The 25,791-nt window shown below is 68.9% G+C and carries 23 protein-coding genes; 13 read left to right on the top strand and 10 right to left on the bottom strand.

Translation table 11 applies throughout. The features are described 5' to 3' along the window. Positions 1-473 precede the first annotated feature (473 nt). Positions 474-1,760: a S8 family serine peptidase gene (locus QNJ12_RS17205; RefSeq protein WP_300624430.1), complete on the top strand. Its 1,287-nt coding sequence runs from the start codon at positions 474-476 to the stop codon at positions 1,758-1,760. A 248-nt stretch (positions 1,761-2,008) separates the two neighbouring features. On the opposite strand, the gene QNJ12_RS17200 is transcribed toward QNJ12_RS17205, so the two are convergent. The 6 genes from QNJ12_RS17200 to QNJ12_RS17175 form a co-directional block, all read right to left on the bottom strand. Continuing rightward, positions 2,009-3,394: an MFS transporter gene (locus tag QNJ12_RS17200; protein WP_300624429.1), complete on the bottom strand. Its 1,386-nt coding sequence runs from the start codon at positions 3,392-3,394 to the stop codon at positions 2,009-2,011. 375 nt (positions 3,395-3,769) lie between these two features. Continuing rightward, positions 3,770-4,498, bottom strand: coding sequence for a B3/4 domain-containing protein (locus tag QNJ12_RS17195; RefSeq protein WP_300624428.1), 729 nt, complete (start codon positions 4,496-4,498; stop codon positions 3,770-3,772). Further along, positions 4,495-5,373 (bottom strand): LysE family translocator, encoded by an 879-nt coding sequence (locus QNJ12_RS17190; RefSeq protein WP_300624427.1) that lies wholly within the window; start codon positions 5,371-5,373, stop codon positions 4,495-4,497. The genes QNJ12_RS17195 and QNJ12_RS17190 overlap by 4 nt, the downstream gene beginning before the upstream one ends. Then, entirely contained in the window at positions 5,370-5,681 is a 312-nt protein-coding gene (locus tag QNJ12_RS17185; RefSeq protein WP_300624426.1) for a PadR family transcriptional regulator, read from the bottom strand. Before QNJ12_RS17185 ends, QNJ12_RS17190 begins: the two co-directional genes overlap by 4 nt. Positions 5,682-5,769: 88 nt before the next feature. After that, positions 5,770-6,198 carry a DoxX family membrane protein gene (locus QNJ12_RS17180; protein ID WP_300624425.1) on the bottom strand — a complete coding sequence of 143 codons (429 nt, stop codon included), beginning with the start codon at positions 6,196-6,198 and terminating at the stop codon, positions 5,770-5,772. A gap of 33 nt (positions 6,199-6,231) precedes the next feature. Beyond that, the gene (locus tag QNJ12_RS17175) at positions 6,232-7,986 is read right to left on the bottom strand and encodes a hypothetical protein (RefSeq protein ID WP_300624424.1); all 1,755 of its coding nucleotides are present in this window, start codon (positions 7,984-7,986) and stop codon (positions 6,232-6,234) included. A 409-nt stretch (positions 7,987-8,395) separates the two neighbouring features. On the opposite strand from QNJ12_RS17175, the gene QNJ12_RS17170 reads away from it, so the two are divergent. Both QNJ12_RS17170 and QNJ12_RS17165 read left to right on the top strand, forming a co-directional pair. Continuing rightward, entirely contained in the window at positions 8,396-10,066 is a 1,671-nt protein-coding gene (locus tag QNJ12_RS17170; protein ID WP_300624422.1) for a hypothetical protein, read from the top strand. Positions 10,067-10,093: 27 nt separating this feature from the next. Then, positions 10,094-11,464 carry an AbfB domain-containing protein gene (locus QNJ12_RS17165; RefSeq protein WP_300624420.1) on the top strand — a complete coding sequence of 457 codons (1,371 nt, stop codon included), beginning with the start codon at positions 10,094-10,096 and terminating at the stop codon, positions 11,462-11,464. A gap of 270 nt (positions 11,465-11,734) precedes the next feature. Here the strand turns inward: QNJ12_RS17165 and QNJ12_RS17160 are convergent, their stop codons facing one another. After that, the gene (locus QNJ12_RS17160; RefSeq protein WP_300624418.1) at positions 11,735-11,890 is read right to left on the bottom strand and encodes a hypothetical protein; all 156 of its coding nucleotides are present in this window, start codon (positions 11,888-11,890) and stop codon (positions 11,735-11,737) included. Positions 11,891-11,914: 24 nt separating this feature from the next. Beyond that, entirely contained in the window at positions 11,915-12,535 is a 621-nt protein-coding gene (locus tag QNJ12_RS17155; protein ID WP_300624416.1) for a class I SAM-dependent methyltransferase, read from the bottom strand. Between the two features lie 98 nt (positions 12,536-12,633). Here QNJ12_RS17155 and QNJ12_RS17150 point away from each other — a divergent pair, with 98 nt between their 5' ends. Then, positions 12,634-13,506, top strand: coding sequence for an alpha/beta hydrolase (locus QNJ12_RS17150; protein ID WP_300624414.1), 873 nt, complete (start codon positions 12,634-12,636; stop codon positions 13,504-13,506). A gap of 20 nt (positions 13,507-13,526) precedes the next feature. On the opposite strand, the gene QNJ12_RS17145 is transcribed toward QNJ12_RS17150, so the two are convergent. After that, the gene (locus QNJ12_RS17145; protein ID WP_300624412.1) at positions 13,527-14,039 is read right to left on the bottom strand and encodes a DUF664 domain-containing protein; all 513 of its coding nucleotides are present in this window, start codon (positions 14,037-14,039) and stop codon (positions 13,527-13,529) included. 173 nt (positions 14,040-14,212) lie between these two features. Here QNJ12_RS17145 and QNJ12_RS17140 point away from each other — a divergent pair, with 173 nt between their 5' ends. From QNJ12_RS17140 to QNJ12_RS17130, 3 genes are all read left to right on the top strand, one after another. Beyond that, a complete protein-coding gene (locus QNJ12_RS17140; RefSeq protein WP_300624411.1) occupies positions 14,213-14,923 on the top strand; it encodes a spermidine synthase in 711 nt (236 codons plus the stop codon). A gap of 220 nt (positions 14,924-15,143) precedes the next feature. Beyond that, a complete protein-coding gene (locus QNJ12_RS17135; RefSeq protein ID WP_300624409.1) occupies positions 15,144-15,461 on the top strand; it encodes a hypothetical protein in 318 nt (105 codons plus the stop codon). A 100-nt stretch (positions 15,462-15,561) separates the two neighbouring features. Beyond that, the gene (locus tag QNJ12_RS17130; protein WP_300624407.1) at positions 15,562-16,035 is read left to right on the top strand and encodes a hypothetical protein; all 474 of its coding nucleotides are present in this window, start codon (positions 15,562-15,564) and stop codon (positions 16,033-16,035) included. Positions 16,036-16,065: 30 nt separating this feature from the next. On the opposite strand, the gene QNJ12_RS17125 is transcribed toward QNJ12_RS17130, so the two are convergent. Beyond that, positions 16,066-17,487, bottom strand: a complete 1,422-nt coding sequence (locus QNJ12_RS17125; RefSeq protein WP_300624405.1) for a hypothetical protein — start codon at positions 17,485-17,487, stop codon at positions 16,066-16,068. 278 nt (positions 17,488-17,765) lie between these two features. On the opposite strand from QNJ12_RS17125, the gene QNJ12_RS17120 reads away from it, so the two are divergent. The 6 genes from QNJ12_RS17120 to QNJ12_RS17095 all read left to right on the top strand — a co-directional run bounded on the left by QNJ12_RS17120 (position 17,766) and on the right by QNJ12_RS17095 (position 25,506). After that, the gene (locus QNJ12_RS17120; RefSeq protein ID WP_300624403.1) at positions 17,766-18,800 is read left to right on the top strand and encodes a LacI family DNA-binding transcriptional regulator; all 1,035 of its coding nucleotides are present in this window, start codon (positions 17,766-17,768) and stop codon (positions 18,798-18,800) included. A gap of 332 nt (positions 18,801-19,132) precedes the next feature. Further along, entirely contained in the window at positions 19,133-20,539 is a 1,407-nt protein-coding gene (locus QNJ12_RS17115; RefSeq protein WP_300624401.1) for an extracellular solute-binding protein, read from the top strand. Positions 20,540-20,702: 163 nt separating this feature from the next. Continuing rightward, positions 20,703-21,620, top strand: coding sequence for a carbohydrate ABC transporter permease (locus QNJ12_RS17110; RefSeq protein ID WP_300624399.1), 918 nt, complete (start codon positions 20,703-20,705; stop codon positions 21,618-21,620). Then, positions 21,617-22,546 (top strand): carbohydrate ABC transporter permease, encoded by a 930-nt coding sequence (locus QNJ12_RS17105; protein WP_300624398.1) that lies wholly within the window; start codon positions 21,617-21,619, stop codon positions 22,544-22,546. The genes QNJ12_RS17110 and QNJ12_RS17105 overlap by 4 nt, the downstream gene beginning before the upstream one ends. Continuing rightward, positions 22,543-23,520 carry a glycoside hydrolase family 16 protein gene (locus QNJ12_RS17100; protein ID WP_300624396.1) on the top strand — a complete coding sequence of 326 codons (978 nt, stop codon included), beginning with the start codon at positions 22,543-22,545 and terminating at the stop codon, positions 23,518-23,520. The genes QNJ12_RS17105 and QNJ12_RS17100 overlap by 4 nt, the downstream gene beginning before the upstream one ends. A 129-nt stretch (positions 23,521-23,649) precedes the next feature. Next, the gene (locus QNJ12_RS17095; RefSeq protein WP_300624394.1) at positions 23,650-25,506 is read left to right on the top strand and encodes a glycoside hydrolase family 3 protein; all 1,857 of its coding nucleotides are present in this window, start codon (positions 23,650-23,652) and stop codon (positions 25,504-25,506) included. The last annotated feature ends 285 nt before the right edge of the window (positions 25,507-25,791 follow it).

Genomic DNA, 25,791 nt, shown 5'->3' with positions numbered 1-25,791 from the left:
GTCGCTCGACATCGACAGGCCGTCGCCGCCGACGGTGCTTCGGAACCGATTGCGCTGGCCAGGGGAAGGAGCGAGCGCGGGTCGTGCCATTCTCGGACGGTCCCGCGATGTCAGCGTCGGCACCACTCCGAGCGGGGTTCGGCCCCGGGAGAGGTGCCCGACTGCACCGGTTCTCGGTTGGCCGGAGGAGCGGTCCGTGGGGGCTGACCGCACGCCGCACCGAGCGGGCTGCACCGGGTTGAGCCACTCTTGAACCACTTTCTGTAACAAACCAGCCACCCTCCGACGTTGATAGGGCAGAACATCGATATTCGGATGAATGGCGGGACGTTATGACCACACGAAGCTCAGCACGGCGCTGGAGGATCGCGGCGCTCACGTCGTTGGCGGGTTTGGCTACGACGGCGTTCGCCGTCGTCCCCAGCTCGGCGAGCGTCGCTCCGAGCGCGTCCGTCGGGGAGTTGTCGCCGTCGATGGTGGAGATGCTCGGCGACGGCAGTGGCTCGACGCCGATGTCGCTCAATGCGGTTCGGAAGGACCTGTACCGCGGCTGGCACGGTCTCGATGCGGGCACCGGGGTCGACGTGGCGGTGATCGACACCGGGGTCGCCCCGGTCGATGGGCTCGACGGCGCGCATGTGCTGCACGGTCCGGACCTGTCCTTCGAGGCGTCGACGCCGGAGGTCGCCTATCTCGACACGTACGGCCACGGCACCCACATGGCGGGCATCATCGCCGGTCGGCGTAGCGGCCACGAAGGTGTCGCTCCCGGCGCCAGGATCGTGTCGCTCAAGGTCGCCGGCCACGATGGCGTCACCACGGTGCCCCAGGTCGTGGCGGCGATCGACTGGGTCGTCGACCACCACGACACCGATGGGTTGAACATCCGCGTGCTGAACCTGTCGCTCGGCCAGGCCGACGTCACCACCCACGCTGGTGATCTCCTGTCGGCCGCGGTCGAGCGGGCCTGGGATGCGGGGATCTTCGTCGTCGTCGCCGCCGGCAACGACGGCGACACCCAGCAGCATCTCGACTCCCCCGCGATCGACCCCTACGTGGTCGCCGTCGGCGCGGTCGACTCGTTCTCCGCCAACGATCGGGACGAGCGCTCCGTGCCGAGTTGGTCCGGCTACGGCGACGGCACCCGCAACCCCGACCTGATCGCGGCCGGCCGGTCGATCCGGTCGTATCGGGTGCCGGGCTCGACGATCGACGAAGCGATGCCCTCGGCGCGCGACGGCGACGGATTGTTCCGCGGCAGCGGGACCAGCCAGGCCGCCGCAGTCATCTCCGGCTTCGCCGCTGCAGTCATCGCCGAGTACCCGTTCCTCACCAACGACCAGTTGAAAGACACGATCACCGACCAAGCCATGCAGATGGAGGCCGTCTCGAGCCGCCATGCCGGGTACGGCCATATCGACGGCCCTGACCCGTTCGCCCACGGGGTCCGCACCAGCGCCGGCCCCCAGAATCACTCCCGTGCGGCTGGCAGCGGCACCGGCATCGTCGCTCCCACCGGGGCGACCTGGTCCGGCGGTCAGTGGTCCGGTGCCACCTGGTCCGGCGCGACATGGAGCGGTGCCACCTGGTCCGGTGCCACCTGGTCTGGTGCCACTTGGTCCGGCGCGACTTGGAGCGGTGCCACTTGGTCCGGTGCCACCTGGTCCGGGGCGACTTGGTCCGGGGCGACGTGGTCCGGTGCCACCTGGTCCGGTGCAACCTGGTCCGGTGCAACCTGGTCCGGCAGCGGCTGGTCCTGACCATCATGGCCGTGGCAGGGACCATGGCCATGCACAGGGTTCGCAGCCTCGCGGCGATTGCGGCCGTGACTGCGGTCGGGGTGGTCGGGACCTCGTCGGTCGCTGACGCCAGGCAATCGAGCTCGAAGGACGACACCGGAGAGTGGTGGTCGATGCTCACGACGTCGGAGGCCACGGTCACCGACGACGGCACGACGGTGTTCCACGGCCGCACGATGTTGGCCGAGGGGGTCGCTTGGTCCGGGTCCTCATGGTCGGGCAGTTCCTGGTCGGGCAGCGGCTGGTCCGGGGTTCGTGAGACAGTGGACGGCGCCGGCAATGGTGCCGGTCGAGTGGAGACACCGCGAGAACGGTGTGTCGTGAGGCACGGCGAGGAGGCTGCCCGCCGAAAGCGCCGCTGCGGCCGCGATTGCCGAGCCTCCGTCGATGCCGAAGCTCCCGACGAGGGCCGACCCGATGGCCCCGCCGAGGAAGAACACGAGGTTGAACAGCCCGACCGCGACGCCGCGATGAGCGACATCCGTGCTGCGGGCGATGCGGTCGATCAGCGCCGGTTGGCCGAGACCGAAGCCGAAGATCGCCGAGCCGAATCCGATGACCTGCACGATCGGCGAATCGGTCGCAGCCGCGGCGATGGAGCCGAGGCCGGCGACGACCACGCCGAGGCCGGCAACGGTCTCGGAGGAGACCCGCGTCGTGACCCGCCGCCCGACGGCTGACGCGACCGGGCCGAGGGCGGCGGCCGGCACGAGAGCCGCCCCGATCTGGATCGCGCTCCACCCCTCGGTGGCGGCGAGCCGGACCGGGACCGCCAACAGGATGCTGAGGTAGACCGCGGACAGCGCCGCGCCGACGGTCGCATTCAGCCAGAAGCTCCGAGCCCGGACGATCACGTCGGGCGTGAATCCGTCGCCGTCGAGGCGTTGGTGGCGCCACCACGCGAAGGCGGCTCCGACCGCGGCAACGCCGCCGACCAGGCCCACGATCACCCCGAGACCGGGGGCCTGCAGGACCAGTACGACAGCGGTGACCAGCGATGCGACCAGAACGGCGCCACGACGGTCGAGTGCCCGCTCGGCGGCCCCATCATCGTCCGCCAGCCGAGCCAGAATGGGGATGAGCGCCACCCCGGCGAGCGGCAACACCATGGCGAGCCGCCAGCCGAGGGCCGCACCAGCGAGGCCGCCGAGAAGCGGACCGGCCGCCGCGAACACACCTGCGGTTGCGGCCACGACACCGAGGGCCGCCGGCTGCTCGTCGTCTGGGACTCCGGAGCGGAGCACGCCTGGCACCAGCGCCGGTACCGCTCCAGCTCCGGCGCCCTGCACGATCCGACCGGCGACCAACACGAGCAGGTTCGGGGCGGCAGCCGAGATCACCGACCCGACGGCCATGATCGCGACCCCGGCCAGGAGGGGTCGCCGCTCGCCATGGATGTCGCCGAGCCGCCCATAGACCGCCGTGGTGGCGGCGAACGCAATGCTGAAGGCAACGAAGACCGCGGCGATTCCGCTGGTTCGAAGGTCGAGGTCGGTGGCGATGTCGGGCGCGACGACCGCAGACGAGGCGCTGCCCAGGGCCGTCAGCCCGAACAGCACGCCCAGCACGACTGGCACGAGCCGCTCCCGCGTCACGGTGGCGGGGCCGCTGTTGTCTCGACGTCGGCCCGGACCCTCATCGGACCATGATGCTCAATGGGCGCCTCTGTGCCACGATCGCGCCTGCTGCTCGACGTGACCGGGTGGAATCGCCCCAGCGGTCTGCGAGAAGGAGTCGGCGTGCTCGGCGGTGGCTCGGCGTTGCTGCGGGGGTCGACGAGCTTCGCGGGCCTCGGTCGACAGGACCGACAACCTTCTCGCCTCACCGGCATTCTGATCGTCGGCAGAGCGAAGGCCGACCGCACGCCGTGCCAGGCGTCCACAACCCAGGTTGCCGACGCTCGGGCGGGTCCTGGCGGCGACGTGTGCGAAGCAGCGCGATCGAGCGGGTTGGGCGATCGTGCCGCGATCTCACTGGATCGGAGGTGCGAAGGTGGCGCGCTGCACGGAGCTCGACACCTGCGCACCGTCGATGCGGGCGTCGGGGAGATGGCGGGCCACCAGCTGTTCGAGGTCGGCCCGGGCGTCGTCGAGGCCGGCTCGGTCGGCGTGGACGGCTTCGACGACCAAGAGCGCCGTCGTGCTGTCGGCTTGCGCTGCGGTCGTGGCGCCTTGCTTCCAGCACCAGCGTCGCGCAGCGACGTGCTCGGCGGCGTCGATGAAGATGACCTCGCCGGTTGCCGGTGTCTCGGGCTCGCTGGCACCGATGCCCTCGAAGGTCTCGCCACCGCTGGCGTAGGTGACGTGCATGACGCCGTCGATGCGGTCGGCGTCGAAGACGGCGACGGGCAGTGCGTGGCTGATCGAGACGATGTTGCCGATGTCGACGATCGGGTTGATCGACGGGAGATCGCCGTGTCGTTGTAGTCGTCGCAGGAGTGCCTCGGCGGCGTTGCGATACCTGGTCGGTTTCACCCCGAGTTCCGTGAAGACGGCGCGCCAGGCGCGGATCGATTCGTGTTCGGCGATCGGTACACGGTCGAGTCGCTCGCGTACGGCGCGTTGGACCTGGCGGTATTCGTCGGCGAGCGACGCCGGGCAGGTCGAGTTGTCGATGCCGTCCACGAGCACGAGCGCTGCTGTAGCTGCCGGGAAGCGTTCGCACAGTTCGGGCGTGTACTCGAACCCCGTGACGGTCATCGTTCCGACGTGGCCAGACGAATCGCGAAGCCCGCGAGAACCACACCGAGGGACTGCTCGATGCGCCGCACCAGGCCGGGTCGGTCGAGCACCCGTGAGCGAAGACCCGCCGCGCCGGCGGCGTAGACGAGGAACACCGCGAGCGTCATGCCCATGAACACGGCGCTGAGCCCGACGAGGCGCACGTCACCCAGCGTTGGCGCCGTGTCGAGGAACTGGGGCAAGAACGCAAAGAAGAAGATCGTCAGCTTCGGGTTCAACAAGTTGATCAGCACGGCTCGCCGAATCGTCGCCCACGCCGTCACCGACGGCTCGTCGTCGCTGCCGAGTCCTCCGAGTCGCCCGGTCGACCGCAGCATGCCGACCGCCAGATACCCGAGGTAGGCAACGCCGAGCCATCGCACCACCTCGAACGCCTCTGCACTCGTCTGCATCACCCCGGACAGCCCGACCGCCGCCGCAACCAGGTGTGGGACGATGCCGAGCGTGCATCCGATCGCTGCGATGCTGCCGCGCTGCCAACCCGCGGTCATCGCCGTTGCGATCGAGTACACCGCACCCGTCCCCGGCACCATCACGACAACCAGCGACGTGGCCAGGAACGACCACGACGTCGGCGTGATCGTGGCGTGAACGAACCCGGTCGTCACCGCCAAGACCGCGAGCGCCGCAACGATCTGAAGCACCGGACCGGCTCGGCGCAGACGACACTGGAGACCGCGACCAACGACGTCGACGGCATCGCGGACGGTGGGGAACCGTCGATTCGGCGATGATCGGTCGAGCAGCGTGGCGACGAGATCGTCGCCGTGCCGGGCACGCCAGTCCGCCGGGAACGACATCGACAACAGCCGGTAGATCCGTTCGAGGCTCATGCCGGGCGCAACCCGAGCTCGCGACGGGCCGCAGCGACGTTGGCCTCGAGTCGATGCAACTGCGCCGTCAGCGCCTCACGACCAGGCGCCGTGAGGGCGTAGGTCCGCCGGTTGCGACCCTCGACCACCGCCTCGCTCTCCACGGTGAGCCAGCCGTCATCGAGCATCCGATCCAACGCCGCGTACAACGTCCCCGGCCGAGGCTGCACCCTTCCCTCGGACAGCTCGGACACCCGCTGCATCACCAGATAGCCGTGCGCCGGCCCACCCGCCAGCGCCGACAGAATCAAGAAGGTCGGCTCGCGCATCCTCCGAGTATATACCGGTAGACGGTATATACAGCTGCACGTTGTCAGCGGAACCAGCGCACGGAGTGCGACGTGTCGGGCGGTCGCCTCACGTGTCGGGATGCGCCGCATCGACACCGCCTCGGCGCCAGGTCCGCCATGCCTCGGTGGACCAGAGCGCCCACGCGATGAGTGCCGGTTGGAGGAACAGGCGACCGAAGCGCTTCGCGTCGGTGTCGAGCCCGAAGGCGTCGGTCCCCTCGAGCCACTGGGCGACGTTGCCCGGGAAGATCACGACGAAGAATCCGGCCACGGTCCAGCCGACCATCGCTCGCCGTCCGATCATGGCGACGAGCGCGAGGCCGAGGATGATCTCGACGGCGCCGGACAGCAGCACCACGAGATCGGCGTCGACGGGGAGCCAGTCCGGAACCTGGGCCTGGAACTCCTCGCGCCGAGACGTCAGGTGACCGATGCCGGCGACGACGAGGCCGCCGCCGAGCACCCAGCGGGCCACTGATCGAGCGGTCCAGGCCATCTCCTGAACCTACGCAGCGCGGCTCGGCGCCCTCTACCAGTACTCCTCGTAGTGGATGTTGCCCGGGGCGTTCCGACGGTCGATCGTGAACCCTCGCTCGGTCAGCAACTCCACGACCCCGGTCGGCTGGGGGAATCGCAGCTCGCCGTCGACCTCTTCGGGCACGCCGATCATCGCCGGGTTGCCGCACAGGAAGACGTGGCTGGTCGTCGGCGACAGCTCGATGCCGAGCCTGGTGGCGAAGTCGTCGTCGCGGATGAGATCCTGCAGGTAGCGCTTGGGGATGCCGGGCTCGCGCGTCGGCATCGGCAGGTAGTGGTAGTTCGGGTACCGACGCTCGAGCTCGCGGTGCTGCTCGACGTACCCGAGATCGGTGTTGTTGCGCACAGTGACCGCCGAGATGATCGGTCCGGTATGGCCCTTGCGGAGCAGTTCGACGACCATGCCGTTGTGCGGCGCCTCTCCGGTCCCGGTCGAGAGGAAGACGATCTCGGCCGCCGGGTCGGTGACCGAGCGCAGCGTGTACCGGCCCGCCACCTTCGGTCCCAGGTAGATCCGATCGCCGACGCGCTTGAGCGCGAGCCGCGGGGTCAGCGCCGGGACGTTGTCCGGCGTCGGCGGCACCAGGACGATGTAGAACTCCAACTCGTCGCGCCCGTTGTCGTCGGTCAGGTAGCCGTGCTCGTCGAAGATCCGCGACGAGATCGAGTACGACCTCCGGATCAGCTTGTCCCACCGCCGATCGGCTTCGGGATCGTCGGCGTCGTCGATCCGCTCCTCCCAGTAGCCGAGACCCAGCGACGCGTACTGACCGGGGACGTACGACGTGTCCCCGGTGTCCGGGCTGACCCGCAGCACCCACAGGTCGGAATGCGTGGGCTCGAAGTGGGTGATCGTGGCGTTGTAGTGCTCGGCGCGCAGCTCCTCGATGGCGCCCTGGTGCCGGGAGCGGCGTTCGAGACCAGATCGAGGCGGCCGGACGTCGAGCTCGGGGAACACCGACTCGGCGATCCTGTAGCCGACCTGCCAACCGGGGGCCGTGGTGGCGGGGCGGGATTCGTCGGGGTCGCCCAGGAACCACACCTTTCCCGACTCCAGCGCGGCGTCGGTGACGCCCACATCGGACGGCTCGAGCACCACACGGGGCGGTGCGAACACGATGTGGTCGAACTGGAGGTCCGGGGTGCGACGATCGCCGAAGTCGGCCATCGGGAACCCGTCGACGAGGTTGATCGCGACCGGCGTGGACCGATAGAGCACCGTCACGTGACGCTCGTGTTCGAGTTGGCGGAGACGGCTGTCGCCGGCCGGCGACAGCTGCGTCGGGTCCATGCCGCTCGCAGCGAGCACGACACGATTGCCGACGCCGGACAGCTGTGCGGTGAGCTCGACGGCGTGGTCCGACAAGCCCACCACGAGCACGTCGTGATCGGTGCCGACGTCGAACTCGCCGATGTGGATGCGATCGCTCGCCGGGAGGTCGATCGGCGGCTTCCAGGTCGGGTCGTCGTGACGGTCGGCCACGAGCACCGCCCGCGTGCGATAGCTCAGCCGGTTGCTGTCGACCACGAGATGTTCGCCGACCACGTCGATCGAGCTGGCGGTCTCGCCGAAGCCGACATCGAGCTGGTTCGGACCGATCAGGTCGGGCAGCGCCACGTGCGACGACGACTCGATGATCCGGACGCGCTCGAGACCGGATCGCAACGAGGAGATCGCCGTCGACAGGCCGCCGGCCGAGCCGCCGATGATCACGAGGTCGTAGAGGTTGGCCGTCTCGAGATCCATGATGTCCTCAGCGTGCCATGTCGACCCGCCGGGAACACATCTGCGCACCGCCCCGCGCCACGACCGATGGAACGTGCCGCCGATCGACGCGAGTTGCGAGCCGTCGACCGAGAACTCGAGTCGGAGGGCGACGCGGCGGCGCAGCTCAGCGCGAGACCGAGCGTCTGAACCTCGTCAAGATCAGCGCCTTGACTGGCTGTCGACGTTCGCGGCATCCGTGCCCGGATAGAGCGGTGATTTCCGGTTGTCCGCATCGGCTCGGGTGGGTCATTGTCGGCGCCAACGGGGCAGACGGACGCCAGTTCACTCTTGTCAGTCCAGCCCACATGAGGTTCGATGGGGGTAGATCGCGAGCGATCTCCAGGGAGCTACTCAGCGGTGACTCGAGGCGGAAGCCGAGGGAGGACTCATGAAGGACCTGGACTCGACGGACGACGTGGCAGAGCGTCCGCAACCGTTCGTGAAGTTGGAGCCCGGCGGATTGGCGCGAGCTCCGAGCATCAATTACGACCTGGCCGACTCCACCTCCTACACGGCGCGGTACATGGTGGAGTTCGACTTCTCCGAGCACGACTTCAACGAATCTGCGTCGGATCGCCCGCCACGAAAGCCGCCGCCGGGCTCGATCCCTGCCGGAGACATCGACCCGTCGAGCGAGATCGTGACCACGGTTCAGCGCGAGATCGACAACGGCTTTCCCGACGCCGAGCTCTTCCCCAACGCACGTCTGGACCCTGGCGCCGTCATGGAGTGGCGGGCGATGGACGACGCCGTGAAACCAACCGCCCTCAGCGTGGTTGCGATGCTCCGCGACGGGTATCGCCTCAACGTCTTCCGAACGATGGCGGGAGCATTGGGGTACGGCTACCTGCCCGAGCCACCGGAACGTCCGCGGCCACGGCTGTACGTGATCGAGACGTACTCGATCTCCTCGTATCTCGGTGATTACGGTGCCGGCAGGACGTTGAACACGCTCACGCTGCTGCCGCACGAGCAAACCGAGATCAGCCTGCGGACGTACCGCGAGACCGAGACATCCGCCCTCGAGGCTTCGTGCGTCCTCGACCCGTTGTCCCAGTCGAGCGCTGATCAGCTGGAGAACCAGATCCAGAGCGAGATCACGAACAAGGAGGCGATGGAATCCTCGTGGGAGTTCAACGCCTGGGTCGAGGGCACCGCCCAGTTCATCGGAGGTTCACACCTCTCGGCTGGCGTCGACGTCGGCCTCGCAGGCCGGGCGACGACCGAGCAGGTTGCCCACACCGTGAGTGCCGCGATGCACCGCCACAGTGCCCTGGCCTCGGCGAAGCGCGACGTACAGGTCGACACACGACGTGAGGTGAAAGCGGAGGCGGGATCGGAGAGCCAGACCGTCCGGCGACTCGAGAATCGGAACAGCTCACGCACCCTCAACTTCGTCTTCCGGCAGATGAACCAGGAGTACATCACGATCGTCCACCTGGTCGACGTCACGGTTGGCTTCTTCAGCGGGTACGGCGAGTCGAGGCGAGAGGTCGCCCTCGGCGAGCTCGATGACCTGCTCGCCGACGTGATCGAAGGTCCCGCACCGGGCGAAGGGGCGACGGTGCGGGGCGCCACTCGTCAGAGGGTCCGCGACAGGATCTTGGACTACGTCCTGAAGAAGGTGGAACAACTCGATCCGTCGGCCGCGCCGGGCTCGAACTCGAGTGACGAGGATCGATTCATCCTCGAAACCGCCGCTGGACCAAGGGTGAATCACCGGTTCTCGACCGAACACTCCGACGGTTCTGGCAGAACCCTCACGGTGCCGGGGCTCGTCGTCTCGACACAGCGCGAGTTGTTGCGGACGGACGGCGTCATTGTCGAGGCACTCCTCGGGCAGGGCAACGCCCTCGATCCCCATGGCCTCGAGGAGAGCCGAGCGCTCACCCTGCGCAACAACCGCGAACTGTTGGCCCAATCGATCGTGCGTACCGCCATGCAGGCCGACGACGCCCAGGAGCGGGCCAACGCGCTCGAGATCGCCGGGATCTATCGGACCCTCTTCGGCGATGCCGATGCGAGTCACCTCGAGTCGGCCGAAGCCGGATCGGGATGACGTTCGCCGTTCGAGGGAGTGATCGACATGAACAGCGGTGAGTCGATTCCGGACCGGTGTGACATCCCCGAGGTGGCGGTCACCGCGTCGGTGTGCCCCCGGATCGTCGATGTCGGCGGCGTGATCGACGTCGAGGTCTCGATTCGCAGCACCGCACCCGACGTGACGCTCGGCGACATCGGTGTGCGGCCGTGCACGATCGAGCCACCCGGTGTGTTCAACCTGCCGGCACTCGACCGGGTCCGGACCGAGTCGGCGAGGAACGGTGAACCAGCGGTCGCTCGGTTCACGCTGACCGGCTCGGCCGCAGGGTCTGCGACGATCCTCTTCGCGGTCGACGGATCGCTCACCCAGGACGGCGCGATGAGGATCTGGAAGAACCATGCAGTCGTGCCGAGCGGCCACCAGTTCTTCGTCGGGAACGACGCGAGCCACGAGGTGCACCGGCTCGGCTGCCCATTCCTGCGCAGGGAGTCCGACGACAACAAACGACCGTTCTTGCACCTCACCGACGCGCTGCGGGCCGGCTACGACGGATGTGGCCACTGCCTCCCCGAGTGGCACTCGTTCGACCTCGATGCCATCCTGCCGAGGCCGCGCGCCGTCGAGAGCTACGACCGACCGGGCTGGTACGTCGAGCGTGCGGGGTCGGAACTTCGACTCGAGCACCACTCGACAGCTCTGGAAGCGGATCGCACGTGGGAGCACGTCGTCCTCGTCGAGTCGTCCAACTACCGAGGCAACTTCCTCAGTCAGGGTCCGCCTGGGAGCAACTGGCCGCTACGGATCGCCCGGCCGGGTCAGCGGTTCGTATCGGGAGGGTCGCACCCATCGCCCGACGGGATGACCGGCGGTGTCTGCCAGCCGGTGTTGCTGCAGCTCATGGCCGACGACGGCGAGCACAGCTACCCGACGATGCCGCCGCGGCCGGGGGACGTCGTCGCACTGAAGTCACAGCTCGACGGACGGTTCGCAACCAGGAGTGGCTCCGACGTCCGTCTGTCAGCTCATTCCGTGCCGCTGACACCGGACTCCAACGCTCGGTTCGTGGTCGAGGAAGGGATGGTCGGTGGCGGCACAACGTCCTTCCGCCTGGCCGATTCGCACGAGCTCTGGCTCCGCCACCGCGCATGGATCGTCCGCATGGAGTCGTCAGACGCGTCCACCTTCGAGGACGACGGCTCGTGGCTGCTGCAACCTGCGGACGTGCACCCGGTCCCGGGGCTCGTCGATCCAGGGCCAGCAGGGCCCCGCGCCGCCTACGTCTCGTTCGAGTCAACAGCTGACCCAGGGTCGTTCCTGGCACGACGCAGGGATCAGCTCCTGTTCGAGCGGGATGCCCGGAACGAGTTCCGGAGGCGAGCGACGTTCGTCGCGCATGCGGTTGACGACGCGTGACCCAAACGGGCGTCGTGCACCGTGCGTGCCTGTGTGTGCCCGTCTCGCTCCATGTCGGGTCATCGACCCCTCGGCGGGCGGCCTCTCAGCGTCGAACTGCGATGACGGCATACGTCGCGAGCGACACTCAGGTCGTGGGCGAGCGCGCCAGCGGGCACACCCGGCCCGCTGCCGAGGTCGAGCAGTCGTTGGTCGCCGGAAGCCGTGCCCGAGCGGGCCTTTGGCAAGCGTCGAACGATGAGGATCTGACACTCGCCCTTGCCCGCGCCGTCAGCGCTTCGGTCGAGTGACGCGGGTCATGAAGCGGAGGAGATGGTCGGCGTAACCATCGATGAGTTCGCCGTCCCGCTGCAGCGGGTGGTCGCATCCTTCGAGAATCGCCACGGTGAGGATCGTCGAGTCGACGTGCTGGCGGAGTGCGGCCACGCTCCTGAGGTCGTTCGGAACGGCTCAGCACCCTCCGGCGCCGCGGCCGGAATCCGGAGCCGACGAACGACGCCCGGAGCCGATGAGTGGTCGCATGGTGTCGCCGTCGACGGTCACCTCGAAGCCGATGCCGACCGCGACGTCGTCGAGACCGGAGGCTTCCAGCGTTCGCGCGATGGCCGCACGCGTGAGTCCGTACGGCTCGTCGTCGACGGGGTTCGCCTCCCAGTCCCACTGCACGAACAAGCCGCCCGGCTCGAGGTGGCCGAGCAGCGTCTCGACCGTGGTGGCGTAGTCGTCGACGAAGCCCAGCACCGACGAGCACACGATCAGCCCATACCCCTGCGGGGTCGCCGGGAGCTCGCCGAGGGGTCTGACGTGGGGCCAGCCGTGCCGCTCGATCTTGCCGCGCAACACGGTGAGCATGGCCGGTGACGTGTCGACGGCGTCGATGCGCTCGCAGCGATCGGCGAGTCGGTCGGTCAGCGTGCCGGTGCCACAGCCGAAGTCGCAGGCTGCGACGCCGTCGAGGTCGAAGCCGATCGAGGCGGCGAGCGAGGTCAGCGACGCAAATGCACCGTCCGCGTAGGCGCGCACCGCCGCGTTCTCGTCCCAGTCCGCTGCGTACTCGTCCCAGTCCGACACGATGCCCTCCGTTCGCGCGAAGGACCGATCATCGCGCTCGCCGTGCTCCCGGGCCAGAGGCGGTGGTGGATGCGAGACGGTTGTGTGATGATCGTCTTGTGAGCGCTCATCAGTCCTCGTTCGTCTCCTCCGCCGACGGCACGGATGTCGCGACCTACGCCTGGAGCGATGTCGGCGGTGAGCCGCGCGGCGCGGTGCAGATCGCACACGGCCTCGCCGAGCACGCCGCCCGCTATAGCCGGTTCGCCGCGGCCCTCAACGCCGCTGGCTTCCTCGCGTTCGCGACCGATCATCGCGGGCACGGTCGAACCGGCGCCGATCAGCTCGGCGACTTCGGGAGCGCCGGCTTCGACGGCCTGATCGCCGACGTCGCCGAATACGGCCACGCGATCGCCGCCGACCACGCGGCGCTGCCGCTCTTCCTGTTCGGTCACTCGATGGGCTCGTTTGCGTTGCAGTCGATCATCGTCGACCGTTCCGACGCGTACGCCGGGGTCGTGCTGTCCGGGTCGACCGCCCTCGACGTGCTCGCCGAGGGCCTCGCCCAGTCCGAGGGTCCGGCCGGGCTCGAGGCGTTCAACGCCGGCTTCGAGCACCGCACCGGCTACGAATGGCTCTCCCGTGACGAGGCCGAGGTCGACGCCTACGTCGCCGATCCGTGGTGTGGGTTCGACGTCCCCGACGAGACGATCCCGTCGTTGTTCGCGCCGGCCGGCCGCCTCGCCGATCCGGCGGTGCTCGCCGGCATCCGCGACGACCTGCCGATCCTCGTCGCCTCGGGCAGCGACGACCCTCTCGCCGGCGGCGGCCAGCTCGTCGAGCTGCTCGGGCAGCGGTACCGGGACGCCGGCGTCACCGACGTGACGGTGACGGTGTACCCCGGCGCGCGCCACGAGATCCTCAACGAGACCAACCGCGACGACGTCACCGCTGACATCGTCGACTGGTTGTCGCGTCACGCGACCCGCTGAGCGGTCGGCACCCCGTACGGTCAGCGCCGGCGCTCGATCATGCCCCGCAGGTAGAGGGCCTGGCCGGCGTGCTGCATGCTGTCGTCGATCACGCTGACGAGCCGCACACCGGCGGTGACCGGCGGATCCCAATTGCGGTCGACGATCCGGTCGAGCTCGGCTGCATCGGCGCGTGCGAGGTACTCCAGCGTGCGCGCCGTGACGGCTCGGAGGTAGTCGAGCAGGACCTCGGGGCCCTGCGGCCGCACGCCCGCCACCTGCTCGGGCGTGTGTCCGAAGCCGATGTCTCGCTCGTCGAACCCCGCGCCGAACCGCTGCCGGAATCCGGCCTCGGTCCACGCCTGTCCGCGGCTCGCCAGCGCCGAGACGTGGTCGTCGTGGACGCGTGTTGCGTGCCACGCGAGCCAGGCGATCGAGTTGGCCTGCGGGTCGGGGCGGAAGGCGAGATCATCGGCGGTCAGACCGGTCACGGCGAGCTCGAAGTCCTCGACGATCCGCCCGAACGCGTCGGCCAGCAACTCCTTGGTCTCCATGCCCTCGAGGCTAGGTGACCCCAGCCAGGCTCGCCCGGCCTCGCGATGGCGGGAACGACGTCACGACTGCTTGGTCGCTGAGAGTCCCATGAGCCAGAGTGGCGCATGGTGGGGCTCCTGAACAGCGTGGCGGGCCACTGTCGTGATCCCCGAGCCGCGGACCTGACGACGCGATGAGCCGGGCATTCGAGGAGATCGATCACCAGACCACGCCGATGGGCGAGATCAGCCTGCGGCGACGGCTGGAACCGTCGCTGCAGGTCGACGTGTACGAGGTGAAGCTCGACGACGAGTTCCTGATGTCGAGCCTGTTCACCGCCAGCGAGGAAGCGGTGGCCACGCTCGGTCTCGCCGCCCGGCCGGGCGACGATCTCGACGTCGTCGTCGGCGGTCTCGGGCTCGGCCACACTGCGAAGACCGCGCTCGACGACACACGGGTGGCCCGCCTGCAGGTGATCGAGGCGTTGCCGCAGGTCATCGGATGGCATCGCGACCAGCTCGTCCCGCTTGGGGAGACACTCACCGCCGACCACCGCTGCACCTTCGTCGAGGGTGACTTCTTCTCGATGGTGGCCAGCGGGATCGAGCGTGGCGACGAGGGGCCGACGCGCTTCGATGCGATCCTGCTCGACATCGACCACACCCCGAGCCATCACCTGAATCCGAGCCATGCGAGCTTCTACGGGTCCGCCGGGCTGGCGCGGCTCCGCGATCAGCTGCTGCCGGGGGGTGTGTTCGCGCTCTGGTCGGACGACCCGCCGGACGCCGACTTCACCGCCCGGATGGCCGAGACGTTCGCGAGCGTCACCCCGCACGTCGTGGCATTCCCGAACTTCTACACCGGCGGTGAATCGGCCTGCACCGTGTACGTCTCCGTCGCCTGACCAGTGGGGGAGCAGACCCCCATCGACCCCGAACGAATGTCCGGAAGCCCGTCTCGTCGGCGCCAGGTCGCGGCTAGGGTCGCCTCCAGGCACGCGGATCGGCGATCGCTCGTCACACCGGGGTGTGATGGCGTCCGGCCCGGCGAGGCGAGCGGTTCGAGGCGAGGAGTTGAAGATGCGCAGGTTCTGGCTCATGGACGAAGACGATCATGATCGTCCGATGGCGCTGGTCGAGACCGACGGCGGTCTGCACGTCGTCGACGTCGTCCGGTTCGGCCCCTCGCTCACCGAGCTCGACGACCAGCAGGCGGTCTGGGATCGTGTGATCGGCAGGGTCGCCCCCACCATGACGCCGGCGCTCGATGCCTCGGCGCTCGACGAGGAGGGCATCGCTCCGCACGCCGACCTCCGACGTGGCGAGCACGGCGACCCGCACACGACGAGCCATGCCGGGCGTGGCGACCGCCGGCGCCGGGGTCGCGCGGCCGGCGGCATGCGTGGCGGACCCAACAAGAACCGCAGCCGCGGCGATCGATAGGCGCCCGCGTCCGGGGTCGACGGAACGCCGCCGAAGCGCAGAAACCGCCTCCCGCGCCACCCGAATTCGCTTGAGGTTCCTCTTTCTCGCCGGTCTCGTCATGGCCCTCAGCCTCAACGTCGACGCCGTCCATGCGGCCACGACGCTCTACCAGGACGAGTCGGTCCGCGACGGCCTCGTCGCGGTCGCGGAGGAGGTCGGTGCGATCGAGTGCACCGAGACGTCGACCGGCGCTGCCGAGGACGACGCCGCCGGGGACGACGCTGACGCCGACGCGACCGACACCGACGACGAGGGCGCGACCGACACCGATGGTGCAGACGACGATGGCGATGCGGGAGCGGTGGAGACCGAGACGACGAAGGAGCTCGATCTCGAGTGCTTGCGCTCGGAGCTCGGCGACTCGCTCGCGCTCCCGATCGGCTGGGACGACATCGACACGTCGTTCGGCGACTGGGTGCTGCGGGCGCTCGGATGGCTGTTCGTCGCCACGGCGGTCACCCTCGGCGCGCCGTTCTGGTTCGACCTGCTCGGCCGTGCGCTCGCCAAGAAGCGCGGCACGTCGACATCCTGACGGCCCCGCGCCGACGGGAGGGTCAGGCGGTCACGGACAGGGCGTCGCCAAGATGTGCTCGTTGTTCGGGTCGTCGGTGAAGGCGCACCCGAAGTTCGGGTCGGCGACCGCGGCCGGATTGCCGACGTCGTCGCCCGCCGGCTTGACCCCGTCCTCGACCCAGCCGGCGAGATCGTCGAAGGCCGTCGTCAGCTCGGACTGGGTGAAGTCGCAGTGACCGACGCCGCGGATCGCACGCTGCACGAGCAGGTCGGCGCTGCTGCCGCCACCCTCGCTGCTGTCGTCGTCGGAGCCGTCGTCCGAGCTGTCGTCGTCGGAGCCGTCGTCGCCGCGACCCGTCGCCGACGCGTCCTCGAAGTACTCGACCTGGTTGTGGAAGGGCACGAACAGGTCGCCGAGGTTGTGCAGCGACATCACCGGTACCCGGAAGTCGCCCTCGACGGCTCGCACGTTCTTGGCGCCCCGGATCCGCCGGGCTTCGGGGTCGAACGCGACCCGGAGGATGTCGTCGTTCAGCGCCTGCTCGGACGCCGAGATCGCGGGGTCGAGGTCGGTCTGGTACACCGCGTCGACGTTGTCGACGACGACCCCGTCGCGACCCGGCAGCGTGCCGTCGCCGAGGCCGAGCTCGAACAGGAAGTCGCCGGCGAGGAAGTTCCAGAAGAACCACGCTTCGTCGAAGTTCGGCCGGTCGCCGCCCGAACGCAGCTCGGTCAGTTGCTTCAACGCCTGACCGTCGGCGTTGAGGACGTTCGGCCAGCCGCCGGGGACCGCCTCGAGGTTGGCCTTGATGGCCGGGACGTCGACGCCGATGTACTGGGCGGGGTCGACCGGGAAGCTCGACGTGCCGAGCCCGATCTGCTGCGCGGCCAGGTTGAAGTCGAGGAAGTAGTCGAACAGCTCGAAGTCGCCGACCACGCCGCAGATCGGCATCGCCCCGTCATAGAGGCGCGGCCACTGCTCGATCGAGGCCGCGGTGATGTGACCGCCCATCGAGGCACCGGTCAGGTAGATCAGGTCGGGCCGCTCGCCCGTGATCCGCTTGAACCGCTTGGCGAGGCGCCGGGTGTCGACCATGCCCGCTTCGACGTCGTAGTCGTTGCGGGTGTAGCTCGACGCCGCCCACGCGTATCCCTCGGCGATGAGGTGATCGCGGATCGGGTGGTTGTCGACGGTCAGCTCCAGACCCGTACCGCGGAACCCGTGGGCCCACATGACCAGATGCCCGTTCCAGTCCTCGGGCACCTCGACGCGATAGCCCGCACCGCGGAGCACGCCCCAGTAGGCGTCTGCCCCCGGCAGCGGATCGAACGGCAGCTTCGACTCGTCGACGTAGTACTCGGGCGGCGGCTCACCGGCTCCGCCTCCAGCACCTCCGCCACTGCTGCTGTCGTCGTCGTCGGCGCCGGCCGGCGCCGTCATCGTGACCAGCAGCGCGGCTGCGATCGTCACGATGCCCGCCGTGCGAGCCCAGTTCCTGTGTGGTCGAGTCACCATCACGAACCCCCTCTGATGATGTGTGCCCGCACAGTGTGTATCACATGATTCCACGGCCGGTCTCCGGCCGGACGTCCCGAGGCGCCGCGCTGGCACGATGCTCGAGCGGGGTCGAGCACGGGGCGCGCCGCATCCACCTCTCGATCTTCGGGATGGCGGGGCGGACCTGGACGCAGCCCCTATCGTGACGCATGGAACCGCCGCTCGGCGCGAGCGGCCGGGCAGGAGTTCGCATGGTGGCCAGTTCGCAGAACCTGACGCTCGAGGAGATCGGCAAGCGCGCGGGTGTCTCACGGTCGACGGTCTCGCGCGTGCTGAACGATCATCCCGACGTGAGACCGGCGGTCCGCGAGCGGGTCGAGGCCGTCATCGCCGAGACCGGCTACCACCCCAACCAAGCGGCACGTGCCCTCGTGTCGAACCGCAGCGGCCTGATCGGCCTGGTGATGCTGACCGAGGTCGACGAGCTGTTCGGCGATCCCTACTACTCGGCGCTCGTCACCGGCATCCAGCAGGGTTGTCTCGATCACAACCTGACCTTCTCGATCTTCCCGGTCCTCGGCACGGGCAGGCGGGCCGACGTGGTCACCGGCCAGATCGCGCAGGGCTTCGTCGACGGCGTCATCGTCACTGCCGGGCCGCGAAGCGAGCAGGCCATCACGACGCTTCGTGACCGGGGGACGCGGCTGGTCGTCGTGGGGCATCCTGTGCACGACGACGGTCTGATGCGCGTCGACGTCGAGAACCGCGTCGGGGGCGCGGCGGCCGCGACCCACTTGATCGGCCACGGTCGCCAGCGAGTCGGGTTCGTCGGCCCCACGTCCGACTTCGTGTTCGGTGTCGAGCGGCTCGAGGGTTATCGCGAGGCGCTGCGCGCAGCCGGCCGCGATCCGAGCGATCGCTGGGTTCGTCTCGACCAGCCGAACCCGGCCGGCGGCTACCGGGCGGCGCTGGCACTGCTGCACGAGGAGCCCGACGCGATCTTCGCCGCGACCGACCCGATGGCCGAGGGTGTCTTCCGTGCGCTGGCCGAGCGGGGTGTGCGGATCCCCGACGACGTCGCGGTGGTCGGCTTCGACGGACTACCCCGCCGGCCGAAGATCGATCCGCCGTTGACGACCGTCGTCCAGCCCGTTGGCGACGTCGGTCGGACGGCCGTCGACATGCTGGCGGGGGAGGCGCAGGCCCCGCATCTGGTCCTCCTCCCGACGCACCTCCACATCGGTTCGTCGTGCGGCGCGGACGACGCGCTCCACGGCGCCGGCTGATCCCCGCCGAAATTCCTCGCTCATCTTGACCCTGTCGACGGGGCGTCGTACAGTGACGACTGGGAGCGCTCCCAGGAGCGCTCCCAGTCCACGAGCTGGAGAGAGGGGAGTGCCGTGCGAAGCACGCTGGTTCAGCAGAGCCGACCGGTCGCGCCGACGCACGTGCTCGCCGTTCCGCTCGGTCGTGGCGGAGCACGCCGCGATCACTCGGGCGCCGACGCTGCCCTGATCACACGCGACGTGAACACGCATCCACGCGATGCGGGTCGTGCGTGGTCGATGGAACGGGTGGCGATCGCCACGATCAACGACCCTCGGAGGGGGAACACGACATGAAGCACACGCGCAGGAAGATCCTGCCGATCCTCGTCACCACGGCGTTGCTCGCCGCAGCGTGTGGCGACGACGACGACTCGGCAGACGACGCCGCGACCGACGACGCGGCGACCGACGACGCCGCGACCGACGATGCCGCGACCGACGATGCCGCCACGGACGACGCGGCGACCGACGACGCCGCCGGCAGCGGCTTGGAGGGGACCCTCCGCGTCCTGATCCACCAGAACCCCTCCGGCGTCGAGTTCATCGAGAACTTCAACGCCGACTTCGAGGCGGCCAACCCTGGCGTCACGGTCGACCTGCGGATCGTCAACGCCGATGACATCCCGACTCAGAACCAGACCCAGCTGACCGCGAACGACATCGACATCACGACGATCAGCGTCACCGGCTTCGCCAACCCGGTGCAGGACTACATGACCGACGCCGAGCCGCCGTACTGGCAGCAGCTCATCGACGCCGGTCTGCTGATGGACATCAGTGACCAGGCCTATGTCGCCAACTACGACGACGCGGCCAACGACAGCTCCTCGTACAACGGCAGCCAGTACGCGGTCGCTCTCGGTCGCACGACCTACAGCGGCATGTTCGTCAACGAGGACATCCTCGGCGAGGCCGGCGTCGAGATCCCGACGACCTGGGACGAGCTCGTCTCCTCCTGCGGCCCGATCGAAGACGCCGGTTACAAGTGCATGATCGCCGGCGGTGCCGACAGCTGGCCCGTGTTCGTCGGTTCGTACGGTCTGCTGGGCGCCCTCTACCCCGACCAACAGGCGCTCGTCGAGGGACTGTGGACCGGTGCGGCCGCCTGGAACGACGAGCAGGGTCTCGAGCTGTTCGACCGCTACGCCACGTACGCCAGCCTGCTCGACGCCGAGTCGGCCGGTCTGGGCGGCGATGCCGCAGCGTCTCGCTATGCGATCGGCGACGTCGCCTACGGCCCGATGGGTGGCTGGAACGCCGCGCTCGTCGACGAAGCCACGTTCGAGTGGGAGTACATCCCGTTCCCGGGCAGCAGCGACGCCGCCGACAACCAGACGTTCTTCGGCAAGGTCGACATGAGCCTCGCAGTCGCGGCCGACACACCGGTGCCCGAGCTCGCTCACGCCTGGATGGCAGCGTTCTCGGAGCCCGACACGTACAACGCCTTCGCCAACGCAACGAACTACATCCCGACCCAGCCGACCGCCGCACTCGACAGCAACCTCGGCGCGTCGATCGCTCCGCTGCTCCAGCAGGGCAACTTCGCGATCGGGTTCGAGCAGTGGTACGTCGGGCCCACCGGCGCCGGCCAGTGGGCCAACGGCTCGCAGGCCGCACTCTGGCTGTACACCGGCGACTTCGGCAGCGGTGCCGAGGCGGCAGAGGCGTCGCAGGCTGACCTGGCGTCCGGCCTCTGACCCCGATCACTTCACCGACATGACCCTCCAGGGTGTGTGCCGCCGGCGTGCGGCGCACACCCCGGGGTTGTTCCCACGTGCGACATCTGGTCGTACATCGGTGGCGTGAGCCCCGCCGGGGTCGCGCCACACACTCCAATCACCTGACAAAAGGGGGACGGTGATGGCACAGAGTTACCTGTTCGGAGGGGGGCGACGACGGTTCTATCCGTGGCTCTTCCTCCTCCCCGGCCTCGGCTTCTATCTCTTCATCGGGGTCGGCCCGTCGCTTGCGACGATCTACTACTCGTTCACCGACGTCACCGGGCTCCGTGGTCTCCCGGTCAACTGGATCGGCGTCGACAACTACGACGAGTTCCTCTTCCAGGGCGCTCGCTCGCGCGACAACCTCGACGCACTGTGGCGCACCCTCCAGTTCATGGCGCTCGTCACGGTCATCCAGTTCGGGCTCGGTCTGATCATGGCGCTGCTCGTCAACCAGAAGCTGCGCGGCCGCCTCGTGTTCCGCACCCTGTTCTTCGTCCCGTTCATCCTGGGCGCCGTCGTTCAGGGCCTGATGTGGAAGCTCTTCCTGCGCCCTGGTGGCGGTCCGATGGACACCTTCTTCGGCTGGTTCGGCATGGAGTCGCAGTTCCTGCAAGGCAACAACGCGTTCTACTGGGTGATCGTCGTGCAGATCTGGGCCAACGCCGGGTTCACGATGGTGATCTTCCTCGCCGGCATGCAGACCATCCCGGCCGATCTCTACGAAGCGGCCGCCGTCGACGGCGCTCGCGGCTGGTCGCTGTTCAGGAACATCACCTGGCCGCAGCTCACGCCGGCCGTCAACACCAACTTCCTGTTGAACATCGTCGGCTCGCTCCAGGCGTGGATGCTCTTCCTCGTGCTCACCGGCTACAAGAACGGCACCCAGGTGCTCGGGTACGTCGTCTACGCCGAAGGGTTCGGGGCGCAGGGCACCGGCTCGTTCCGGCAGGGCTACGCCGCCGCGGCCTCGGTGGTGCTGTTCATCCTCGTGCTCATCTTGGGCATGACGGCGAACTTCGTCGTCGCCCGTCGTGAAAGGAAGTACCTCGGATGACTGTTCTCTCCGTTCGGGAATCCGACGTGGTCCGCACCGACGATTCCGGCGCCCGCCGGCGCCGCATGATCCGCATCGGCGGGTCGTACACGCTCTTGATCCTGTTCGCGGTGATCTACGTGTTGCCGCTCCTGATGCTCGTGTTCGCGTCGTTCAAGACGCTGCCCGAGTTCTTCGCCGACCCCACGGGCACGCCCGAAGGCCTCGAGTTCGAGAACTACTCAGAAGCGTGGAGCCTCGCCAACTTCCAGGGCTACCTGGTCAACTCGCTGATCTACACGGTGGTCGCGACCGCGCTGTTCGTCGTGATGTCGGTGTTCGTGGCGTTCCCGATCGCACGTGGGTACGTCAAGGGCGCCGGCGCGCTGCTCACCCTCTACGTGGTGGCGCTGTTCCTCCCGCCGGCGATGATCCCGCAGTTCCAGCTGATCCTCAACATCGGCGGCTGGCCGGTGATCGGCGACATCGTCCCCTTGTTCGGCGGCAGCGAGGCGCAGGGTCTGTTCAACACCCGCACCGGCTACATCATGCTGTTCCTGATGAACCCGATCGGGCTGATCATCCTGGTCAACTACATCAAGTCGATCCCGAGAGAGCTCGACGAGTCGGCGGCGGTCGACGGGTGCGGGTACGTCCGGTTCGTGTTCTCGATCCTGATGCCGCTCATCCGTCCGGCGATCGCGACCGTGACGGTCATCCACGCGATCGGCATCTGGAACGAGCTGATCCTCGCCACGATCTACCTGACCAACGACGACCTCTACCCGATCACCCGTGGTCTGATCGTCTTCGACGGTGTGTACGGCGACAACTACGTACAGCTCGCGGCGGCGGTGTTGATCCTGATGCTGCCGATGCTGGTCCTGTTCATGTTCCTGCAGCGGTACATCATCTCCGGCCTGACGTCGGGCGCGGTCAAGGGATGATCGTGCGCCCTCGCCACCGACTCCCCGTGCGTGCGGCGGCGGCGTTCGTCGCCGCCGCCGTGGTGGTGGCCGCGTGTGGCTCCGACGACTCCGACGACCCGGCGGCCGAAGCTGCGGAGGCGACGACGCCGTCGACCGCCGCGCCGGCGAGCACGTCGGCACCGGAGACGACGGCGGCGCCGACGACGACGATCGCGCCGCCCGAGCCGATCCCGCCGTCACCCCCCGACGGCATGGAGCTCGTCTGGAGCGACGAGTTCGACGGTCCCGAGATCGACCTCGCGAACTGGACGTACGACATCGGTGGCTGGGGCTGGGGCAACGGCGAGGCGCAGTACTACACCGATCGCCCGGAGAACGCCCGGATCGAGAACGGTCTGCTCGTCATCGAGCTCCGCCAGGAGAAGTTCGAGGAGTCGTTCTACACGTCGGCCCGCCTCAAGACCCAGGGACTGCAGGAGTTCCAGTACGGCCGGCTCGAGGCCCGCATCAAGGTGCCGCCGGGCAAGGGCACGTGGCCGGCGTTCTGGATGCTCGGATCGGGCTTCGAGGAGGGGTCGGAGGATCCTGCGAAGCAGTGGCCGACCATCGGCGAGATCGACATCATGGAATACGTCGGCCGGGATCCCGATCTCGTGCTCGGGACGATCCACGGACCGGGCTACTCCGGCGCCGGTGGCAGGTCGACCTGGTTCCGGCAGGAGCACGAGATCGCCGACGAGTTCCGGACGTTCGCGATCGACTGGGACGAGAACCGGATCCAGTGGTTCTACGAGGGTGAGATGTACGCCGAGATCGGCCCGGACGATCTCGCCGGACTCGACTGGGTGTTCGACCAGCCGTTCTTCTTCATCCTCAACTTCGCGCTCGGCGGCACGCTCGGTGGCTTCATCTCGCCCGAGCTCGAGTACCCGATGCACTACTACGTCGACTACGTGCGGGTGTACCAGGACGTCGCGGGGACGGACGGATGAACACCGTGACGAACTCGCCGGGGAGATCGTGGGCACGGCTTGGCACCCCGCCACGGCGGATCTAACATCGAGAACTGGGATCGCTCCCAGGAGCGGTTCCGAAAGGCGGCAGAGGGGATGCAGGGGAACATGCTGGGCGTCACGCCCGAGGCGGGGGACACGTTGATCGCCTCGTTCGCGCGCCCCGCACCCGCCGCCGACGTGGTCCAGCTCCTCGTGAGCGAGATGACGCTCGAGGAGAAGGCCGCGCAGATGACGCAGGCCGAGCTCGGCAGCGTGACCCCCGACGACCTCGCCCGCACCGGCCTCGGCTCCGTCCTGGGCGGGGGCGGCGGCAACCCCGGCGACGGGTCGGCGACCGCATGGCGGGACGCGGTCGATGCGTTCGTCGAGGGCTCGCGCCGCAGCCGGCTCGGGATCCCGATCCTCTACGGCGTCGACGCCGTCCACGGCCACAACAACGTGCTCGGCGCGACGATCTTCCCCCATCAGATCGGACTCGGCGCCACCGCCGACGCTGCGCTGGTGCGCGCCGTCGCTCGCGCCGCTGCGCTCGAGACGCTGGCGACCGGTGTGCGGTGGTCGTTCGCGCCCTGCCTCGCCGTGCCCCAGGACGTCCGGTGGGGTCGGACCTACGAGGGCTTCTCCCAGGACGGGGTGCTCGCCGGCCAACTCGGCCGCGCCGCCGTCGAGGGCTGGCACGGTGACGACCTCCGGCGGTCGGGCGTGCTGGCGTGCCCGAAGCACTTCGTCGGTGAGGGCGCCATGGTGTGGGGGACGGCCGGCGGCGAGCACCACCCGTGGATCGACTGGTGGGACGGCTGGGGCGCCGCCTGGCAGATCGACCAGGGCGACGTCCGATTGTCCGAGGACGAGCTGCGCCGCGATCACCTCGCCCCGTTCGTGGAGGCGATCGACGCCGGCGCGCTCACGATCATGGCCGGCTATGCGTCGTGGCACGGCGAGCGCGGCCATGGCAACCGGTACCTGCTCACCGATCTGCTCAAGCGCGAGCTCGGCTTCGAGGGGTTCGTCGTCTCCGACTGGATGGCGATCGATCAGCTCGACGAGGACTACGGCGTCGCAGCCGCGATGGCGATCAACGCAGGGGTCGACATGGTGATGGTCCCCTTCGACTACGAGCGGTTCATCGGAGCGGTCGTCGACCAGGTCAGCGCCGGCAACATCCCGCTCGACCGAATCGACGACGCGGTTGCACGTGTCCTGCTCGCCAAGCACCGGATCGGGCTGCTCGACGCCGAGGGTGCTGACCGGGCGCCCGACGTGTCGATCGACGTCGTGGGGTGCGCCCAGCACCGGGCGCTCGCACGTCGGGCGGCGGCCGCGGGGACCGTCGTGCTCGCCGATCGTGGTGCGCTCCCGATCGCGCCCGATGCCGATGTTCTCGCGGCCGGTGCGGCGATCGACGACATCGGGCTCGCCTGCGGCGGTTGGACGATCTCGTGGGCCGGCTCGGCCGGCGCGATCACGACCGGGCGGACCGTGCTCGACGGTCTGCGTGACGCGCTCGGCTCCGACCGCGTACGGCTCGATGCGCACGGCGACGCGGACGGGGCGACCGCTCGCGTCGGCGTCGTCACGGTCCACGAGCCACCGTACGTCGAGGGTGGCGGCGATCGCGCCGATCTCGCCATCCCCCACGACCAGCTCGAGGTCGTCCGGTCGGTTCGCGACCGCGTCGAGCAGCTCGTCGTGGTCGTGATCTCCGGCCGGCCACTGATCGTCGAACCCCTCCTCGACATCGCCGACGCCGTCGTCGCGGCCTGGTTGCCCGGCAGCGAGGCCGATGGTGTCGCCGACGTCCTCGTCGGGCGCTCGCCCGCCACCGGCACGCTGCCGGTGGCCTGGCCTCGGAGCCAGGCTCAGGTCGACGGGCGGCCCGACTCCGCTCCACCGCCGTGGCCGATCGGACACGGCGTCCCGCTCGGCTCCGCGGTCGCGCCCTCCCGATCGGGGGGCGGCTGACATGCGCCGGCTCACCCACCGCCCGAACGGGCGCTCGTTCTCGCACACCCTGTCCCACGTTCCACACGTACCGGAAGGTTCCCGATGAAGCACCTACACCACCCGCGTCGACCGATCTCTCGGCGGCGACGTTCCGCGCTGGTGGCCGCCGCCCTCGGCGTCTCGGCTGTCGCGTTCACCACACCCTCACCGTTGGAGGCGGCGCCGACCTCGGTGCTGGCGGACTTCGAGGGGGCGATCCCGGGGACGTACTTCTCGTACAACGGCGGTGGTGCCGGGGTCGGT

It is taken from the genome of Ilumatobacter sp. (assembly GCF_030065885.1).
Lineage (GTDB): Bacteria > Actinomycetota > Acidimicrobiia > Acidimicrobiales > Ilumatobacteraceae > Ilumatobacter.
Note: the sequence above shows the minus strand (reverse complement) of the source record. Positions and strands in the feature narration are given on the sequence as shown.

Coding starts and splice junctions, on each gene's coding strand:
- QNJ12_RS17205 (WP_300624430.1), top strand. CDS start 474: ATGGTGGAGATGCTCGGCGACGGCAGTGGCTCGACGCCGATGTCGCTC.
- QNJ12_RS17195 (WP_300624428.1), bottom strand. CDS start 4,498: ATGACCGTCACGGGGTTCGAGTACACGCCCGAACTGTGCGAACGCTTC.
- QNJ12_RS17190 (WP_300624427.1), bottom strand. CDS start 5,373: ATGAGCCTCGAACGGATCTACCGGCTGTTGTCGATGTCGTTCCCGGCG.
- QNJ12_RS17185 (WP_300624426.1), bottom strand. CDS start 5,681: ATGCGCGAGCCGACCTTCTTGATTCTGTCGGCGCTGGCGGGTGGGCCG.
- QNJ12_RS17180 (WP_300624425.1), bottom strand. CDS start 6,198: ATGGCCTGGACCGCTCGATCAGTGGCCCGCTGGGTGCTCGGCGGCGGC.
- QNJ12_RS17175 (WP_300624424.1), bottom strand. CDS start 7,986: ATGGATCTCGAGACGGCCAACCTCTACGACCTCGTGATCATCGGCGGC.
- QNJ12_RS17170 (WP_300624422.1), top strand. CDS start 8,396: ATGAAGGACCTGGACTCGACGGACGACGTGGCAGAGCGTCCGCAACCG.
- QNJ12_RS17165 (WP_300624420.1), top strand. CDS start 10,094: ATGAACAGCGGTGAGTCGATTCCGGACCGGTGTGACATCCCCGAGGTG.
- QNJ12_RS17145 (WP_300624412.1), bottom strand. CDS start 14,039: ATGGAGACCAAGGAGTTGCTGGCCGACGCGTTCGGGCGGATCGTCGAG.
- QNJ12_RS17140 (WP_300624411.1), top strand. CDS start 14,213: ATGAGCCGGGCATTCGAGGAGATCGATCACCAGACCACGCCGATGGGC.
- QNJ12_RS17135 (WP_300624409.1), top strand. CDS start 15,144: ATGGCGCTGGTCGAGACCGACGGCGGTCTGCACGTCGTCGACGTCGTC.
- QNJ12_RS17130 (WP_300624407.1), top strand. CDS start 15,562: ATGGCCCTCAGCCTCAACGTCGACGCCGTCCATGCGGCCACGACGCTC.
- QNJ12_RS17120 (WP_300624403.1), top strand. CDS start 17,766: ATGGTGGCCAGTTCGCAGAACCTGACGCTCGAGGAGATCGGCAAGCGC.
- QNJ12_RS17115 (WP_300624401.1), top strand. CDS start 19,133: ATGAAGCACACGCGCAGGAAGATCCTGCCGATCCTCGTCACCACGGCG.
- QNJ12_RS17110 (WP_300624399.1), top strand. CDS start 20,703: ATGGCACAGAGTTACCTGTTCGGAGGGGGGCGACGACGGTTCTATCCG.
- QNJ12_RS17105 (WP_300624398.1), top strand. CDS start 21,617: ATGACTGTTCTCTCCGTTCGGGAATCCGACGTGGTCCGCACCGACGAT.
- QNJ12_RS17100 (WP_300624396.1), top strand. CDS start 22,543: ATGATCGTGCGCCCTCGCCACCGACTCCCCGTGCGTGCGGCGGCGGCG.
- QNJ12_RS17095 (WP_300624394.1), top strand. CDS start 23,650: ATGCTGGGCGTCACGCCCGAGGCGGGGGACACGTTGATCGCCTCGTTC.